The sequence below is a fragment of the Spirosoma sp. 48-14 genome (assembly GCF_001898575.1).
Taxonomy (GTDB): Bacteria; Bacteroidota; Bacteroidia; order Cytophagales; family Spirosomataceae; genus Spirosoma.
Genome location: NZ_MKUD01000032.1, coordinates 40161 through 55672 on the forward strand (window position 1 = coordinate 40161; position 15512 = coordinate 55672).

At 48.9% G+C, this 15512-nt stretch carries 15 protein-coding genes; 4 read left to right on the forward strand and 11 right to left on the reverse strand.

All coding sequences use genetic code 11. The annotated features are described in order from the left end of the window. Window positions 1–6 precede the first annotated feature (6 nt). Entirely contained in the window at window positions 7–1368 is a 1362-nt protein-coding gene (locus tag BGO59_RS17835; RefSeq protein WP_293685216.1) for an MFS transporter, read from the reverse strand. A gap of 205 nt (window positions 1369–1573) precedes the next feature. Between BGO59_RS17835 and uxuA the strand changes: the two genes are divergently transcribed. Then, a complete protein-coding gene (uxuA, locus tag BGO59_RS17840; protein ID WP_293685218.1) occupies window positions 1574–2752 on the forward strand; it encodes a mannonate dehydratase in 1179 nt (392 codons plus the stop codon). A gap of 88 nt (window positions 2753–2840) precedes the next feature. Beyond that, entirely contained in the window at window positions 2841–3476 is a 636-nt protein-coding gene (locus tag BGO59_RS17845) for a Uma2 family endonuclease (RefSeq protein WP_293685220.1), read from the forward strand. Between the two features lie 105 nt (window positions 3477–3581). Here BGO59_RS17845 and BGO59_RS17850 read toward each other — a convergent pair whose 3' ends face one another. The 4 genes from BGO59_RS17850 to BGO59_RS17865 all read right to left on the reverse strand — a co-directional run bounded on the left by BGO59_RS17850 (window position 3582) and on the right by BGO59_RS17865 (window position 6322). Then, window positions 3582–4859 carry an amidohydrolase family protein gene (locus BGO59_RS17850; protein WP_293685222.1) on the reverse strand — a complete coding sequence of 426 codons (1278 nt, stop codon included), beginning with the start codon at window positions 4857–4859 and terminating at the stop codon, window positions 3582–3584. Window positions 4860–4938: 79 nt separating this feature from the next. Next, window positions 4939–5346, reverse strand: coding sequence for a hypothetical protein (locus BGO59_RS17855; protein ID WP_293685224.1), 408 nt, complete (start codon window positions 5344–5346; stop codon window positions 4939–4941). Window positions 5347–5386: 40 nt separating this feature from the next. Next, window positions 5387–5815, reverse strand: coding sequence for a hypothetical protein (locus tag BGO59_RS17860; RefSeq protein WP_293685226.1), 429 nt, complete (start codon window positions 5813–5815; stop codon window positions 5387–5389). Between the two features lie 57 nt (window positions 5816–5872). Beyond that, complete coding sequence (locus BGO59_RS17865) at window positions 5873–6322, reverse strand: DUF4920 domain-containing protein (RefSeq protein WP_293685228.1); 450 nt, start codon at window positions 6320–6322, stop codon at window positions 5873–5875. A 206-nt stretch (window positions 6323–6528) separates the two neighbouring features. Here BGO59_RS17865 and BGO59_RS17870 point away from each other — a divergent pair, with 206 nt between their 5' ends. Then, complete coding sequence (locus tag BGO59_RS17870) at window positions 6529–7029, forward strand: DinB family protein (RefSeq protein WP_293685230.1); 501 nt, start codon at window positions 6529–6531, stop codon at window positions 7027–7029. Between the two features lie 70 nt (window positions 7030–7099). On the opposite strand, the gene BGO59_RS17875 is transcribed toward BGO59_RS17870, so the two are convergent. The 6 genes from BGO59_RS17875 to BGO59_RS17900 form a co-directional block, all read right to left on the reverse strand. After that, window positions 7100–8176: an aminotransferase class V-fold PLP-dependent enzyme gene (locus BGO59_RS17875; protein WP_293685232.1), complete on the reverse strand. Its 1077-nt coding sequence runs from the start codon at window positions 8174–8176 to the stop codon at window positions 7100–7102. Between the two features lie 10 nt (window positions 8177–8186). Then, window positions 8187–10118, reverse strand: coding sequence for a hypothetical protein (locus BGO59_RS17880; RefSeq protein WP_293685233.1), 1932 nt, complete (start codon window positions 10116–10118; stop codon window positions 8187–8189). A gap of 91 nt (window positions 10119–10209) precedes the next feature. Then, window positions 10210–12114, reverse strand: coding sequence for a phosphoglycerate dehydrogenase (serA, locus tag BGO59_RS17885; protein ID WP_293685235.1), 1905 nt, complete (start codon window positions 12112–12114; stop codon window positions 10210–10212). A gap of 12 nt (window positions 12115–12126) precedes the next feature. Then, window positions 12127–12486, reverse strand: a complete 360-nt coding sequence (locus tag BGO59_RS17890; RefSeq protein WP_293685237.1) for a HepT-like ribonuclease domain-containing protein — start codon at window positions 12484–12486, stop codon at window positions 12127–12129. Then, window positions 12467–12757, reverse strand: a complete 291-nt coding sequence (locus BGO59_RS17895; protein ID WP_293685239.1) for a nucleotidyltransferase family protein — start codon at window positions 12755–12757, stop codon at window positions 12467–12469. Before BGO59_RS17895 ends, BGO59_RS17890 begins: the two co-directional genes overlap by 20 nt. A gap of 7 nt (window positions 12758–12764) precedes the next feature. Then, window positions 12765–13796, reverse strand: coding sequence for an alpha/beta fold hydrolase (locus BGO59_RS17900; protein WP_293685241.1), 1032 nt, complete (start codon window positions 13794–13796; stop codon window positions 12765–12767). 423 nt (window positions 13797–14219) lie between these two features. On the opposite strand from BGO59_RS17900, the gene BGO59_RS17905 reads away from it, so the two are divergent. After that, complete coding sequence (locus BGO59_RS17905) at window positions 14220–15500, forward strand: hypothetical protein (protein WP_293685243.1); 1281 nt, start codon at window positions 14220–14222, stop codon at window positions 15498–15500. Window positions 15501–15512 lie beyond the last annotated feature (12 nt).

Consider the following 15512-nt stretch of genomic DNA (forward strand, 5'->3'; position numbering starts at 1 on the left):
CCGTTTTTATAATCTAGTGCCTGCCAGCCAATGGGTACTACTTTCTAAATCTTCGGCCTTTAGCGGCTCCAATTTCGGTAATATTAAATGAATAAGTACAAGGGCAATCAGATATGAGCAACTGGCAATGATAAACATAGGTAAATAACCGAACGAGGTAATAATCCGCCCAGCCAGCAAGCTTAACAGAATACCGCCTACAGCGCCAAACATGCCGCCAATGCCGGTCACAGAGGCTACCACATTTTTTGGGAAAAGATCCGACGCAAAGGTATACATATTGGCAGCCCAGCCCTGGTGAGCGGCTGTTGCCAGGGCTAATAGACCAATCGCGACGGTGAGGCTACTGGTCTGGGCCGCAAAGAAAATCGGGATTACACAGACCGCACAAATCATCATTGTGGTTTTTCGAGCCTGGTTGGCAGTCCAGCCCCAACTCATGAATTGAGTGCTGAGCCAGCCGAAAAAGATGCTGCCAGCATCCGAAACGATGTAGATAATCAAAAAGGGAACCCCAAATGTTTTGAGTTCCAGTTTTTCTTCAAAGGCATCGTTGGAGTTAAAGAAGTCGGGAAGCCACGAAATATAAAACCACCAGATCGGGTCAGCCATGAACTTACCTACAGCAAACGCCCACGTTTGTTTATAACCCAGCAGTTGACCCCACGAAACATGTACCGGAATTGTTTTCTCATTGTCGCTGCGGATGTAGGCCAGTTCTTCGGTCGACAGATTGACCTGTCGCTCAGGCTTGGTGTACGTAAACCACCAGATAATTAGCAGGACAAAACCCAGCATTCCGGTAATGAGGAATGAACTACGCCAGCCAAGTTCAAGAATAAGATAAGGCGTCACAAAGGCCGTCAGAATAATGCCAACGTTGGTTCCGGCGTTGAAAAGGCCACTGGCAAACGATCGCTCACTTTTGGGAAACCATTCAGATACGGTTTTAATAGCCGATGGAAAGTTGGCCGACTCACCCAGACCCAGAAAAGCCCGCGCCCATCGAAGTCCAGCCATATTATGGACAAACCCGGTCATTACAGCGGCTATGCTCCAGACAAGAATACCCAATGAGAACCCCCGTTTTGTACCAAACCGATCGATGAGCCAGCCAACCAGCAGAAAGCCAATGGCATAGGCGAATTTAAAGGCCGCATCAACGTCACCATACAGCACTTTAAACCGGTCGGTGGCTTCTTTGGTCAGAACGGTGTCGGGCGCTACATCGAGCATTTCCTTTCGGAACAGGTCGTCAGTCATCGTAAACGATAACACCTGCCGATCTACGTAATTTATGGTCGTTGCCAGAAACAACAACGCGACAATACGCCAGCGAAAGCGGCCCGAAGGGGTTGGAATTTGCACAACAATGAAAATAGGTTGGGGAGAAAAGAAAATTAAAATGCTTATTTACCCGAAAAAAGTGGTTCACGGTATATCGTATTCGGTTTTCTATTTGTAGTGGGCTGGCGCAGGAAACATCAGGCGAGTCTGACACTCATTGAAACCCTAACGTGAATACTATAAACTGTAACGAACAAACAGCCATTGATGATTAACAACTGTTTTTATGCTTGAACAAACCTGGCGATGGTTCGGTCCAAACGATCCGGTATCGCTCAATGATGTCCGACAGGCAGGCGCTACGGGTATTGTAACCGCCCTGCATCATATTCCGAACGGCGAAGTATGGACCGTTGAAGAAATTCAGACCCGTAAAGCCCTGATCGAAACCAATCACCTGAGCTGGTCGGTGGTCGAAAGTATTCCGGTGCATGAAGGAATCAAAACCCGAACCGGCGATTTTCGTCGGTATATTGACAACTACAAAGAGTCGATTGTAAACCTGGCGGAGGTCGGTATCGATACGGTCTGCTATAATTTTATGCCGGTTCTCGACTGGACGCGCACCGACCTCGATTACCCAATGCCCGACGGTTCGACCGGCCTTCGGTTCGACGCTACGGAGTTTGCGGCTTTTGAGTTGTATATTCTCCAGCGTCCGGGGGCTGAGTATCTGTATAATGACGAACAGAAACGGCTGGCCAGAACCAAGCTCGATAGCATGAACGATGCGCAGGTCAAACGGCTGACGCGCACTATCATTGCTGGATTGCCGGGTTCGGAGGAAAGTTATACGGTCGAGAAGTTTCGCGATGCGCTGGCAGCGTATAAGGACATTAGTGACCGCGAACTCCGACAGAATCTGTATGCTTTCCTTCGGGAAATTGTCCCGGTTGCTGAATCGGTCGGCGTCCGGCTGGCCATTCACCCCGACGATCCTCCATACCCGATTCTGGGCCTTCCACGGGTAGTCAGTACCGAAGCCGATGCCCGTGCTTTGCTGGCGGCTGCCGATTCACCGTCGAATGGGCTGTGTTTCTGTACCGGCTCCTATGGGGTCCGGGCCGACAACGACCTGGCAGGTATGGCCGAACGACTCGCGCCAAATATCCATTTTATTCACCTGCGCAGTACTCAGCGCGATACAGACGGAAGCTTCCAGGAGGCTAACCACCTCGAAGGTGATGTGCCGATGCCAGCCGTTATGCGGGCGCTACTTACCGAACAAAAACGCAGACAGGACGAAGGACGATCGGATATACGGATGCCGTTCCGCCCTGACCACGGCCACCGAATGCTCGACGACCTGACATCAGGAAAACGGACCAATCCCGGTTATACAGCCATCGGCCGGTTGCGCGGCCTGGCTGAATTGCGTGGCCTGATGCTGGGACTACTGAGTTAATACTCCTCAGTCGATAGGTACAAAGCCCATCATTGACGGCGAGTGCCTATCGACTGTTTTTCGTATATTAGTGCTGTAAAATCGTTTGATGATGGAAGCTGCCAATAAATCCAAACGTCCTCCTCTTACTGCTGAACAGAAACAGCGCCGGGTCGAACGAGCCCGCTTGCTGAAATCGCTCGTCTACGAAATGTGGGCTGGCAAGCCGGTGTATTACGCTGGTTACGATGACGTCCTGAAAGGGGTAAAAACAGTAGAGCAGGTTATGAGTTCAAGTATTTTACAGAGTTTACTGGTGAGTCGATTGATCGTTCATCTATCGACGGTCCTTGATATGGATGTTTATGCCGTATTAGGAAATGAACTTGGTATTCAATTCGGTAAGGGGGATTGGCGAGCTTGTGATGTAGCTATTTTCGAGCTAAGTGCGTTGGAAGGCCAGGATGAGACAAAATATGCATGGGTGCCCCCCAAAGTCGCAATTGAAGTAGATACGAAAGCAAGCCTGAGCCAATTCGACTCTGAATTTGACTACTACGAGCAGAAAACGACAAAACTTCTTCAGTTTGGCGTTGAAAAAGTGATCTGGTTATTCACGAAATCACATAAAGTACTGATTGCCGAACCCGGAAAAGACTGGCTCATTCGCGACTGGAGCCAAGTAGTTGAGGTGTTGCCTGACTGCCAGTTTATTCCCGATGAACTAGTCGTGAAAAAGAAATAAGTAATAGATAGAACTTAGTTAAACCGCGAGATCGCAACGATTTGATGGGTAGCTTTTAGACTTCTTGCATCTCGGCATTCTCGCGGCTTAAGTAAGTAGGGAGATCTACTGCTTATACACCTTGCCGTCTTTCATAACAAACTTGACGGCCTGTAGGGTCTTGATGTTCTGAAGAGGATTTTCATCGACGGCAATGATGTCCGCAAATTTGCCCGATTCAATCGACCCGATTTGTGCGTCCATATTGAGTAGTTTGGCATTGGTTAGCAGCGCCGATTTGATGGCTTCAACGGATGGCATTCCGGCTTCGACCATGTACTCAAACTCTTTAGCGTTATAGCCGTGAATGAATACACCCGCATCGGTCCCGAACGCAATCTTTACCCCCGCTTTGTAGGCTTTAGCAAACGTAGCCTGAATTTTAGGGCCGATAGCTAAGGCTTTAGGCGTAACCAGAGCGGTGTAATAGCCGAAATGCTTGGCTGAGTCGGCTACCGTTTTTCCGGCGATGATGGTGGGTACAAAATAGGTGCCGTGTTTTTTGAATAGCTCGATGGTTTCATCATCCATGAAAGTGCCATGTTCGATGGTCTGAACCCCCGCCCGAATGGCTCGTTTCATGCCTTCGGCACCGTGGGCATGAGCAGCTACCGAAAAACCGTAATCTTTGGCAGCATCCACAATCGCTTTGGCTTCTTCTTCCGTAAACTGTGGGCCTGAACCATCCTTGGCATTGCTCAGAACGCCACCTGTAGCCGTAATTTTGATCAGGTCAGAACCGTCTTTGTACCGTTGCCGAACGGCCTTGCGGGCATCATCCGGGCCGTTGATGACCCCATCTTCCGGGCCGGGGTCTCCCATCAAATCTTTGCGATAGCCGTTGGTAGGATCGGCATGGCCACCCGTAGTAGCGATGGATTTTCCTGCCGTTAATACACGCGGCCCTTCCACCAGACCCGCATTGATGGCATTCCGGAGCGATACGTTGATGCCGGAGCCACCCAGGTCCCGAACCGTTGTAAATCCAGCTAATAGGGTTGTTTTTGCAAAACGGGCCGCCCGGAACGCCACATCGGCCGGATTGCTCGTAAAGCCATCGATGGCCCCACCACGCCGGGTCTGGGTTTCGAGGTGAACGTGCATATCGATCAGGCCGGGCAGTACAGTTTTCGATTTGAGATCAACGACCTGGTCCTGACTCGAGGCTGCTGTATAGCCTTTCTGAACGGCCGTAATTTTGTTGCCTTCGACAACGATGGTCATTTGCGGCTGGACACTGTTGCCAACCCCATCGAACAGATTACCGCAGTGAATAAGCGTACGTTGGGCAAAAAGGGGAAACGCCAGTAGCGAAAGACCGGCCAGCAGGTATATTTTTTTCATTGACTATAGTGGTTGGGTACGAAAAAGGCCGTAACGAATTCGTTACGGCCTGAAAATACGGAAAAGACGCTAATAATGCCTATAAACGGGCAACCTCAACGATCGCTTTTTGAGTTGGATCTGGCATAAACGAAGTTGGATAGGGTGTCACATCTTTCAGAACTACTTTGTAGGCCTGGCTACTCAGAGTAACCTTCGTTGAATCCAGGCGATTGTTCTTGTCATAATACCCTAGCGTCAATCGGACTGCGCTGGAGTCGACAGACTTTGACAGGAGCAGTTTAACCGTAACCGACCCTGCTGTTAAACAGGAAAAGGACGTTGAGTTCGGACATCGGCCATCCCAGATAGAATCAACACGCACTATAATGTCAGAGCTCAGTCGAGCTGATTGATGAAGCCTCACCGAGACCTGATTGGCCGGTAGCGTGTCATTGGATTGACAAGCCGAAAAGACGATGGTTCCGATAATCAGGAATCGCTTCATTGGGCCTACTTTCCTTTACTTATCGTACGTGTTCTGAACCCTATAGCTTCGTGACCTGCACAACCGCCGTTTGAGGCTGATTGCTCGGTGTCGTATCCGGATAGGGGTTTACTTCACGCAGAATCACTTTATACGTTTGACTACTGAGCGTTACATTCGTCGAATCGGGACGTTTGTTTGTACTGCCGGGTTCAGCGCCTAAAGACAGCCGCACCGTGGTTGAATCCTGATTAGCCGATAGTTGCATCTTCACCTTCGCCTGGCCTGCCCAGATACACGTGGCATTGGCTGGACAGCGACTGTCCTGAATAGAATCGACCCGAACGGTTACGTCGGAACCAATCCGTGCTGATTGATGAAGCCCCAATGACACCTGATCAGTAGGGTCGGTGTTGGCATGTTGACAAGCGGCAAAAACAAGTGTTCCAACGAAGAGTAAACCAGAAAGCTTTTTCTTGAACTGTATCATACTATAATCCTTTTTTTAGCAGGACTCAAGAACTAAAAAAAGGGTTGTAACAGTCAGCTATCTTTTTACGATAACGCCATCGGCCACAAACGTCAGGGCTTTTTCGGGCTGGGTAATTTTCTCGATTTCTTCCTTCGACTTTCCAGCGTCTTGTGCGTAGTGACGCAGGTCGGCTACAGGTGTAGTGGTAGTTTCTGCCAGTCCTTCAACAACCACGGTTTTGCCTTCAATATCTTTTGGGACAAAGAAGCCGTAATCTTTAAACGTGACGCGCATAGTTTGCCCATCGGCCGTTTTCAGTTTCATCCAGCAGCCTTTTACTTTACAGACCGACTCAACCGTTCCTTCTACTTTAGCTGGCATTTGTGGTTTGTCGCCCATTTTATTGGCGAGCTGAGTCGCTGGAATGGCGCCGGTCTCTGTAATTTTTTTGCCGTGGAAGCTGGTTTGTGCGAAGACGCCGACCGAAGCGGTAAGCAAAAACGCAGTAAGCAGGAAGTGTTTCATTACTTTGTTATTTTGATGGACGAGTGTTCGTCAAAAATACGACTTTTTGCGGTATCCGCTGGCTAGTGCTACTTTTAGCGTACAATACAGCCTTGTGAATTATATCGTTGACTTTACTACTTTGACCATCAATTAGAAAAATAAGCGAAAGCCTGCGTAGGTCTCGCTTCCCAAAACGGGAGGGGGCCAGGGGTGAAGAAAACGCTATGCAAACGATTTCAGAACGAATTACCGCCGATTGTCATGCATTTGTTGACGTGGCTAACCGATTATCGGAAGAGGAGTTTCAGAGTCATACCGGCGATAAATGGTCCGTAGCTGATGTGATGCAGCATCTGTACCTATCGGCCCGGCCCGTTGTTAAAGTAATGGCAGGCCCGCGTGAGGTATTGACGCAGTGGGGAAAAGCTGATCATCTACCCAAAACGTATGACCAACTTGCTGCGGAGTATGGCGCCGTGCTTTCTACTGGCATGAAAGCGCCAACGCCCTTTGTTCCCCGGCCTGAGGATATGAACGTTGAGAAACAGGTTGTCATTGATCGATTTACAGCGATGTATACGGCTGTAAACAATGCACTTGAAAGCTGGACGGAACAGGAATTGGATGCGTATTGTATGCCACATCCTGCATTGGGCAAACTGACCGTGCGGGAAATGCTTTATTTTATCAGCATTCACACGCAACATCACCTTAACCGGCTATAAATTAAGTCGTTACTATAAACCAGTGCGCATCACAAAACTCTTTGTGATGCGCACTGAGTAAGTAAATGAACTAACGTTGCAACTGCTCTAGTAAAGCGGCTACCTGATCGGCCGAAGTGGCCGGGAAATTGGCAATCCGAATCTGGCTTTCCTTGAACTTACCGTATCCGCTGCCTACGACCATATTCGCGGCTTTGGCGCCTGCAATGACATCGGCAGATGGCTTTTGAGTGGTGGCTACAACGACGGTTTGCGAGCGGTGGCGCTCCTGCTTAACAAAAGCCTCAAAAGCATCGGAGTTGTCAATGAATTTATAAATCATTTTCGCCTTTTCTTCGGTCTGCTTCCGAATGGTATCGATACCGATCCGGTTGAAATCTTCGGCGATCTTGCCCAGCAAATAGATAAATAATACGTTCGGCGTAGCTGGTGTTTCAAACGTTTTATAATGTTTCCAGAGCGTTGGCAGCGTATGATGGGCGCCAATAGTAAGCGAATCGGACTTCTGCAACCGCTCGGCTTTGGCCAGACAGCCTTCACTGGCAATCCAGACACCCAGACCGGCAGGCATGCCAAATGCCTTTTGTACCGAGAAGAAAGCCGAATCAATGATACTAAAGTCAAGATCGGGGTAGGGGGCCGACGAAACCATATCCACGCAGAATAGCTTTTTCGGGTATTTGCGTTTGAGCTTATGGATTTCGGAGGTTTTCATCTGCACGCCCGAAGAGGTTTCATTGTGCGCCAGACAGACAACCTCGGCATACTCGGGGACCTGAATTTCGGCTGCGTCGAATCCCTCGCCAAACGGCTTTTCGAACACTTGCGCGTGTTTGTGAAGCGCATTGGCGTAATCGTAAAACTTCTGCGAGAATGAACCGTTGACGAGGTGAAAACTCTCAAACTCAACGCAGTTCAACAGCATGCGTTCCCACACTTCGGAGGCTGAGCCCGTAAAGAAAATACCGTGCGTAGCCGGAATGCTCAATAACGTCCGAAGCTGCTCGTCAGTGAACTTATAGAGGTCCCGGAACCGTTGGCTACGGTGCGAAATCGAGCCAATTTGCTCATCCATAGCCGTCTGCAAATGCTTGTAAAAGGTCGGATAGAGTTCGGCAGGGCCGGGCGTAAAGTACGTTTGAGGCATAATAATTGAATTAGGGATTGAGTGGGCAGCCGCAGGGAAACCGTACCGACTGGCCTAGTAAGCGATTGACTTTTTGCCGCATGGCAGCTGATTTGGGGATGAACACAACATGACCGGCCCCTGGCACTTCAGTAGCAGCCACTGGCCGACCCATCTGTTTATAAAACAAATCTACGCACGATTTAGGCAGCAAATCTATGCAAAGATTGATACCGGCGAAGTCATTGGCCTGATAGAATTCCTTAAAAAAACGCCATTGGTCATCAGTCAGGCAGGTGGTCAACTGCTTGGCCTCCCAGATACTCGACGTGTCTGGATGATTCAGCAGGTCAGGCCAGCCCGCCCGAATAAAGGGTTTGATCTGCGACTCGTGCAACCGCCCGAAATAATGACCGATTGTTTTCTTATCGTGAAAGCGCTGAAGCGCATAGAGCATATTCGTTCGATTATACAACGGACAAAGTCCTTCCGGCAAACCAACCGAATTGCCCCCAATCAGGCAGAAAGGCCAGTCTAAAATGGCTTCACCGGGTTGTTGCTTGATTCGGTCGATGTAAGCCTTGAATGAGTCGGAATAATAATACGGTTGCTGACTATAGCGATACTGATATACGCTGACAGCCTCGATAAGCCCAATCACCAACCAAAAAACGAGAAAGGCAGGGCGAATACGACCACTCCAATGCAGCGCAAAAATGACCAAGATAACCGGGTAAGTGATGGTAACCCGCGAAGGCATCCGGTTGAATCGATCCCAGGGGAAAATTTGGAGCGTAGGGATTCGAATCGGGTGATAGAGGGCATGTATCAGGCCAAAGATAAGGAGGGGGACATACGCCCAGCGAATGGGTTTGCGGGTGGTCCAGAAACCCAGCAGACCCAGGAAAAGCAGAAACCAGCCGGCACTTCCTGCCCCATAGCCTTCGGGCATGTCCTTAAGATACCCTCCTAACGGGTCGATAATCGGATCAAATCCGGGTAAGTAAGGGGCCAGCAACCGGAGCGGATGTACCCAGCCATGCCCATTGGCAAAACGGTCTTTAAAGACAAATGACTGCGTTTGTTGTACAATTTCGAGCAGCAGCGGCAGGTAAAGAAAGCTAATCAGCAGCGTAGCGAATAGCAATGCAATCGGAATGAGCGGCTTTTGTCGTTCACCACGCCAACTGACCAATAGATTCCTGATTTGTTCACCCGGTTTTTGTGGGCTTCGAACCAATCGCCAGCCCAGTAGTCCGGTTACAAACAACGAATTGACTGTAAATGAACTCAAGGCATACCCAGCCATATAGGTCAGGTCGTGGCCCAGGCATAAGAGGATTAGAAGAATTTTCAGGAGAAGAAACCGGAGACTTACCCGTTCCTGCAACACAACCCGCCGGGTTAGCAGGAAATCGGTTAAGATACTTAGCACCGTCCAGTGGATGACCGCATGGGTGAAATGGCCGGGGTATTTGTTGAGCGCGTAAAAGTTGAAGAAGCAGACAAACAAACCTGCCAATGCGGCCCGGAATTCCCCGTAATCGTGCCGAAGCAATACATAGGGCCCAAAGCTGAGCAGAAACAGACTGATCAGGTAATAGATGTTCAGCCAGGGGCCGTTGCCCAGAAACAGGTACCAGCCTGCGTACCAGTAATCCTGCTCAAAAGCCCAGCTCTGAAAAACGTGGTTGGTTCCGTAGGGGTAAAAGGTTTTATCGTTCAGCAGATCCAGATGGGGGAATGGGCTGAACGACAGATTCTTAGCGAAGTAATAGCCAATATAATCCCATTGGTCGGTATCGCTGGGAACCATACTGGCCAGAGGGCCACTGAAATTTCGGATAAAAAAGATGCCATACAGCAGGGCTAATCCTGCGAAGCATATAGCTACTCTACCGGGTGATATCCATTGCGCATAACGTGATTCGAATGAGGAAGGTTGAAAGTAGCGGTTGGGCATAAAAGAGGAGGAAAAGAGAAAGGGAGTAACGCAAAAAGGAGGCCGGTAGTTTTTTCATTCTTCCCTTCCTCCTTTTTGCGTTACTCCCTTATTAATAGAGAAGCCTAAACTTGATCGTATTATCGATTTTCTTCAGCTCATCGACAACTTCCTCGGCATATTCTTTCGCCACGTCTGTAATCACATAGCCAATCTGCTCGTTGGTTTTGAGGTATTGGCCGTGAATGTTGATGTGATATTTGGCGAAAATCGAGTTCATTTTTGCCAGAATACCTGGTACGTTGGCGTGAATGTGGAGCAGTCGGTGTGCGCCTTTGAGCAGTGGCAACTGAAGTTCCGGGAAATTGACACTGCCATACGTACTGCCATTATTGATGTATTCGAGCAGTTTGCCTGGTACAAAATTGCCAATATTTTCCTGGGCTTCCTCGGTGCTGCCACCGATGTGCGGAGTCAGAATCACGTTTGGTAAGTTCCGAAGAGCACTGACAAACTCTTCGTTGTTGGTTTTGGGTTCGTGCGGGAACACATCGACGCCCGCACCTGCCACTTTACCCCGCTCAATGGCATCGACCAGAGCCGGAACATCTACAATATGACCCCGCGACAGGTTCAGGAAAATAACCCCGGCTTTCATGAGCGAGAACTCCCGGTAGCTGATCAGGTTTTTGTTTTCCTTACGGCCGTCGGTATGCAGGCTGATGATGTCGGCAATAGCCAGCAGTTCATCCAGCGATTTGCATTTACGGGCATTGCCCAGCGCCAGCTTATCCACGATGTCGTAGAAGTACACTTCCATACCCAGGGCTTCGGCCACAACCGATAACTGGGTGCCGATGTTGCCATAACCGACCAGCCCCAGTTTTTTACCCCGCACTTCGAAGCTGTTCTTTGCCGACTTATCCCAGCCGCCCTGGTGCATAAGATTACTTTTCGGAACAATGCTCCGGATCAGCATAATGATCTCACCAATCGCCAGTTCGACTACCGAACGTGTGTTGCTGTAAGGGGCATTGAACACCGCAATGCCTTTCCGGGTGCAGGCGTCCAGGTCAATCTGATTGGTGCCAATACAGAATGCGCCGACTGTCATCAGTTTGTTGGCGTGTTCGAGGACGCGGGCAGTCACGTTGGTTTTGGAACGGATGCCCAGGATCGATACGTCGCGAATGGCTTCGATGAGTTCATCTTCATCCAGCGCCCCTTTTCGGATTTCGACGTTAAAGCCTTCCTGTTCGAAGAGCTGAACCGCCACCGGGTGGACGTTCTCCAGCAGTAGTACTTTGATCCGACTCTTGGGATAGGATTGACTGCGATTCAAATTGTTATGGTATAAAAATTCATCGAGTGAAGGCGCAATGTGATCCGCTTTTTCGACCACTCGTGGACGCATCACATTTTCAGTAAAGGCATAAAAACGGTTCGCCAGCCCCGACGCCCGGATTTCATAATCCGTATAGCCATCACCCAGCACGTACACTTCGCCATCCAGATTCAGGTTACGAATTACCTGCGATTTTCCCCCATTGGCCGACAACGGATTTTCTGGGTCAAAACCGATAATGGCACCGCTGTCATCGAACACAAACGTATTGGCAAACACATTGTCGGCCAGAACCCCCAGCGATGTAACAATCGGTACGATGAATTCTTTAAATCCGTTCGATACCACGTAAATGTTCTCGGCATTCTCGGTCAGAAAATTCTTGTTGCGCTGAAACGAGTCGGAGATTTTGCCCATCAGATTGTCGATGAGCGCCGGAAGATGATCGCGATGTGCTTTGAGCAGGTTCAGCCGTAGATTGAGCGATTCGGTAAACGAAATCTCGCCCGACATGCCCCGGTCGGTAATGGCTTTAATTTCGTTGAGTACATCCTCCCGGTCGGGTCGGCCGATGAGTGAGATTTCGCCCAGCACGTCGAGGGCCTCTACCTTTGTGAAGGTACTGTCGAAATCAATGATGTAGTACGTCTGTTCCAATGGTTTGGTGAGCATGAATTTGAGAATCTATTCCGACTCTTTATTAAATTGTTGTAATAAGAATTCCAGTTTTACTCGAAGCGGTGGGATGTCTTGCTGAATAACAGCCCAAATAATATCGTAATCAATGCCAAAATATTCGTGGACAATTACATTACGGATTCCAGTTAGTACTCGCCATTCTATATCTGTAAAGCGATTTTTGGTTTCCTCTGTAACATGATTTGATGCTTCGCCAATTATCTCAATCAGTCGGGTTAAGGCAAGTTGTAGCTTTCGGTCTATTAAGTATTCGTCATAGTTGGTAGTAGCTGCAAACTCCTGAATCTCAGCAATCGCACTTAACATATGCTGGATGCGAACCTGTTCATTTAGCTGTTTTTTCATAAATCAGCTTTTTGTCCTGATCAATGTACGGCTTTATGTAAGGCGAAAGGCCATTGGCAGACACCAGATCGACGGATACATGCAGAAGTTCTTCTAACTGTATCTTCATTCGCACGAAGTCAAATAAAGATACCTTTGGCTCCAATTCAACCAAAATATCAACATCACTTTCCTGGGTAGCTTCTCCTCGAGCGTGTGAGCCAAATAAATAAGCTCTCTTAACTGGTTGAGAGTTAAAATATTGCTGTATATCTACTTGATAAGGTATCATACCAGGACTATAATTTTGTTAAAAACTCGAGCGCTCGCTTTTCCGACCAGTAGGTACCCTGAAGGCTGCTGTGCCTGTCGGGGAAGCCACAGTGGCCACCTTGCTCTGGAAACTCCATCCAGACGTTGGGTAGTTCCCGGGCCAACGATTCTGGGAAACATTCGGGCGAAAGAAACGGGTCGTTTTTCGCATTGATAATCAGCGTGGGTATCGCAATATTCGGAATAAACTGAAGCGAGCTGCTTTGCGTATAGTAGTCCAGTGCATCCCGAAAGCCGTTCATAGGTGCCGTAAAGGTATTATCGAACTCTCGAACGCTCCGAACTTTTCGAACAGCTTCGGTCGGAAAAACACCCGGCATCACTTCGGCTTTCTGCAATACCTTTCGTTTAAGCGTTCGATTAAATCGGTAATTATACACCCAGCTATCCCATTGCTCCAGCCGTCGGGCTGAGCCCATCAGATCGAGGGGGACCGAAAAAACAACAGATTTTTTGATAGCTGGATGGATTGCTCTGCCTTGTTCGCCGAGGTATTTCAAGGTTACATTGCCACCTGCGCTAAACCCCATCAAATACAGGGTTGTATACCCTTTCGTGAGGGCATAGTTAACTACAAAGTCCAGGTCGCTGGTTTCACCAACGTGATAAAAACGTTGCTGGCGGTTCATCTCACCACTGCACGACCGATAGTGCCAGGCCAGGCAATCGAATCCATGATTAGTCAGCTGCCTGACCATACCTGCCAGATACGGACTCGTTGAACTGCCTTCCAGACCATGGGAGAGAATAACTAATGGATAATGATCAATGGATAATGGATAATGAGCACTCGCAGCTTTTTCATTATTCATTATCCATTGATCATTATCCATTGCCCTTCCCCAGTCCAGATCCAGAAAATCATCATCGGGCGTTTCGATACGTTCGCGGACGTAAGCAACCGATACCTTGCGAAACAGCGAGGGAATAATGGTTTGTAGGTGGCCGTTCCATAAACGGGCGGGCGGCTCATAGCTGGATGGGGCAATCAGCGGCATTGCACACGCGGGCGATTGAAGCCGCAAAGGTAAGCGTTCTACTGCTTAGAAACCTGGTAAATTCAAAAAAAGAGGGCGATTGGTTTGTTTTCTTTTAGTGGTTGCCCGATTCTATTGCTAATTCGGTATTGATAGTAACTATTTGCTGAATGAATGTGAACGTATAAAAATAAAAAGGCTGGTCGTAGTGCGGCCAGCCTTTCCCATTGAATACAACCTGAATTGAAAAAAGCAATGATGGATGCCGCGTTAGCAGCAAGTGAGTCAAAATTGGTAAATAAAAAGATTTAATACAACTATTTCGATAAAGAAAAATTATTTTATTACTAATCATTCTTTTGGAGGCCCTATATTGCATGACGATCATATATCTAACACCTTCCTGTGAATAATCGGTTAAGATGGTGGCTGCTTGGGCTAACCGTGTGTTTAATAACAGGCTGTTCGAAAACTCCTGAACCGGCCAAAATTGTAAACACAAATGTGGTGTTGCCGTCGCAGGCGGCTCTGGTGTCGGTACAGCCAACCGGACCGGCAACCGCTGAGGTGATCGTTAAGCTAACTTCGGCCATTAAACCGACCGATTGGCGATTGACCGCTCAGACCGCATCAGGCACGGTATTAGCCCTAAACTCGGTCGAGGAGCAGGTTTATGATCCGTTTAGTCTGACTATATTGCAGTTGTCAGCCTTAAATCCGGGGCAAGCCTATACGCTACGACTGGGCTTTCGCTACAATCAGAAAGATACCCTTACTCTTGAGCGAACGTATACGCATACGACCTATAATCCGTGGAAGCGACTGGCTCAGTTGCCGTTCAATAGTGGTGATTTTACCGGGTCGATTGTCAGCTTCGTTTCGGATCTGGATCGGACGGGCAGTACGGTGCAGGTCACGCGGTATGTGGATGCCGAAACCTGGCAGAGGGCCTTGTTTAACTATCAATTAAATACCTGGTACGACTATAACCCGCCCTATCTGACACTGCGCCGGGGATTGATCGAGTATGTCCTGTATTACCACAATGTCGACCGATCGTATTTCTATGGGATGGGCTACCAGACCGACGATCTGTTTCCTGATAAGTATATTTATTCACGGGATTTATACGCCATTTTTCCGGCTGGGGGCAGCCGGGTATTTCCGTATTATCAAGGCGAAGATGGCGAAGTGGTGTATTTTACCACCACCGAATGGGCGTTTTTTCTGACCAACAACGGTTCACCGGCCATGCGTGGTATTTATGCTCAGTTTGATCAGGAAGCTCGCGCTCCCCTGCCCGAAAAACCAGGTATTATGGCCACGTTTAGTCTGGGTGAAACGGGCTATGTGGTCAATCAGGTGTTAGGAAGCCAACCCCATTTGTTCGCCTACGATTCGCAAAAGGATATCTGGACCCGTAAAGCGGATTTTCCAGGTACACAGCGATCAAGAGGCATTGGGTTTTCGGTGAATGGAAAAGGATACTTCGGCCTGGGTACAGCTTCTGACCAGCGTGGCCTGCGCGACATCTGGCAGTATGACCCGGCTACGGATAAATGGCAGTATCTGACCGACTATCCGGGGCAGGGTAATCGCTATCTGGTGGTGTGGAGCGGGCCTAAGCGGGCGTATCTAGGTTGGGGATACGAAAGCCAGACGGAGGTCGAATCGTCGGGTCATAGGCTGGTGGGCTGTACCGATTTCTGGGAGTTTGCTCCCTGATTAGTTGGGCGT

What these genes read in the sequence shown, in the direction of transcription:
- BGO59_RS17890 (WP_293685237.1), bottom strand. Translation starts at nt 12,486, where the DNA reads ATGAAAAAACAGCTAAATGAACAGGTTCGCATCCAGCATATGTTAAGT.
- uxuA (WP_293685218.1), top strand. Translation starts at nt 1,574, where the DNA reads ATGCTTGAACAAACCTGGCGATGGTTCGGTCCAAACGATCCGGTATCG.
- BGO59_RS17870 (WP_293685230.1), top strand. Translation starts at nt 6,529, where the DNA reads ATGCAAACGATTTCAGAACGAATTACCGCCGATTGTCATGCATTTGTT.
- BGO59_RS17855 (WP_293685224.1), bottom strand. Translation starts at nt 5,346, where the DNA reads ATGAAGCGATTCCTGATTATCGGAACCATCGTCTTTTCGGCTTGTCAA.
- BGO59_RS17860 (WP_293685226.1), bottom strand. Translation starts at nt 5,815, where the DNA reads ATGATACAGTTCAAGAAAAAGCTTTCTGGTTTACTCTTCGTTGGAACA.
- BGO59_RS17875 (WP_293685232.1), bottom strand. Translation starts at nt 8,176, where the DNA reads ATGCCTCAAACGTACTTTACGCCCGGCCCTGCCGAACTCTATCCGACC.
- BGO59_RS17865 (WP_293685228.1), bottom strand. Translation starts at nt 6,322, where the DNA reads ATGAAACACTTCCTGCTTACTGCGTTTTTGCTTACCGCTTCGGTCGGC.
- serA (WP_293685235.1), bottom strand. Translation starts at nt 12,114, where the DNA reads ATGCTCACCAAACCATTGGAACAGACGTACTACATCATTGATTTCGAC.
- BGO59_RS17895 (WP_293685239.1), bottom strand. Translation starts at nt 12,757, where the DNA reads ATGATACCTTATCAAGTAGATATACAGCAATATTTTAACTCTCAACCA.
- BGO59_RS17850 (WP_293685222.1), bottom strand. Translation starts at nt 4,859, where the DNA reads ATGAAAAAAATATACCTGCTGGCCGGTCTTTCGCTACTGGCGTTTCCC.
- BGO59_RS17845 (WP_293685220.1), top strand. Translation starts at nt 2,841, where the DNA reads ATGATGGAAGCTGCCAATAAATCCAAACGTCCTCCTCTTACTGCTGAA.
- BGO59_RS17880 (WP_293685233.1), bottom strand. Translation starts at nt 10,118, where the DNA reads ATGCCCAACCGCTACTTTCAACCTTCCTCATTCGAATCACGTTATGCG.
- BGO59_RS17900 (WP_293685241.1), bottom strand. Translation starts at nt 13,796, where the DNA reads ATGCCGCTGATTGCCCCATCCAGCTATGAGCCGCCCGCCCGTTTATGG.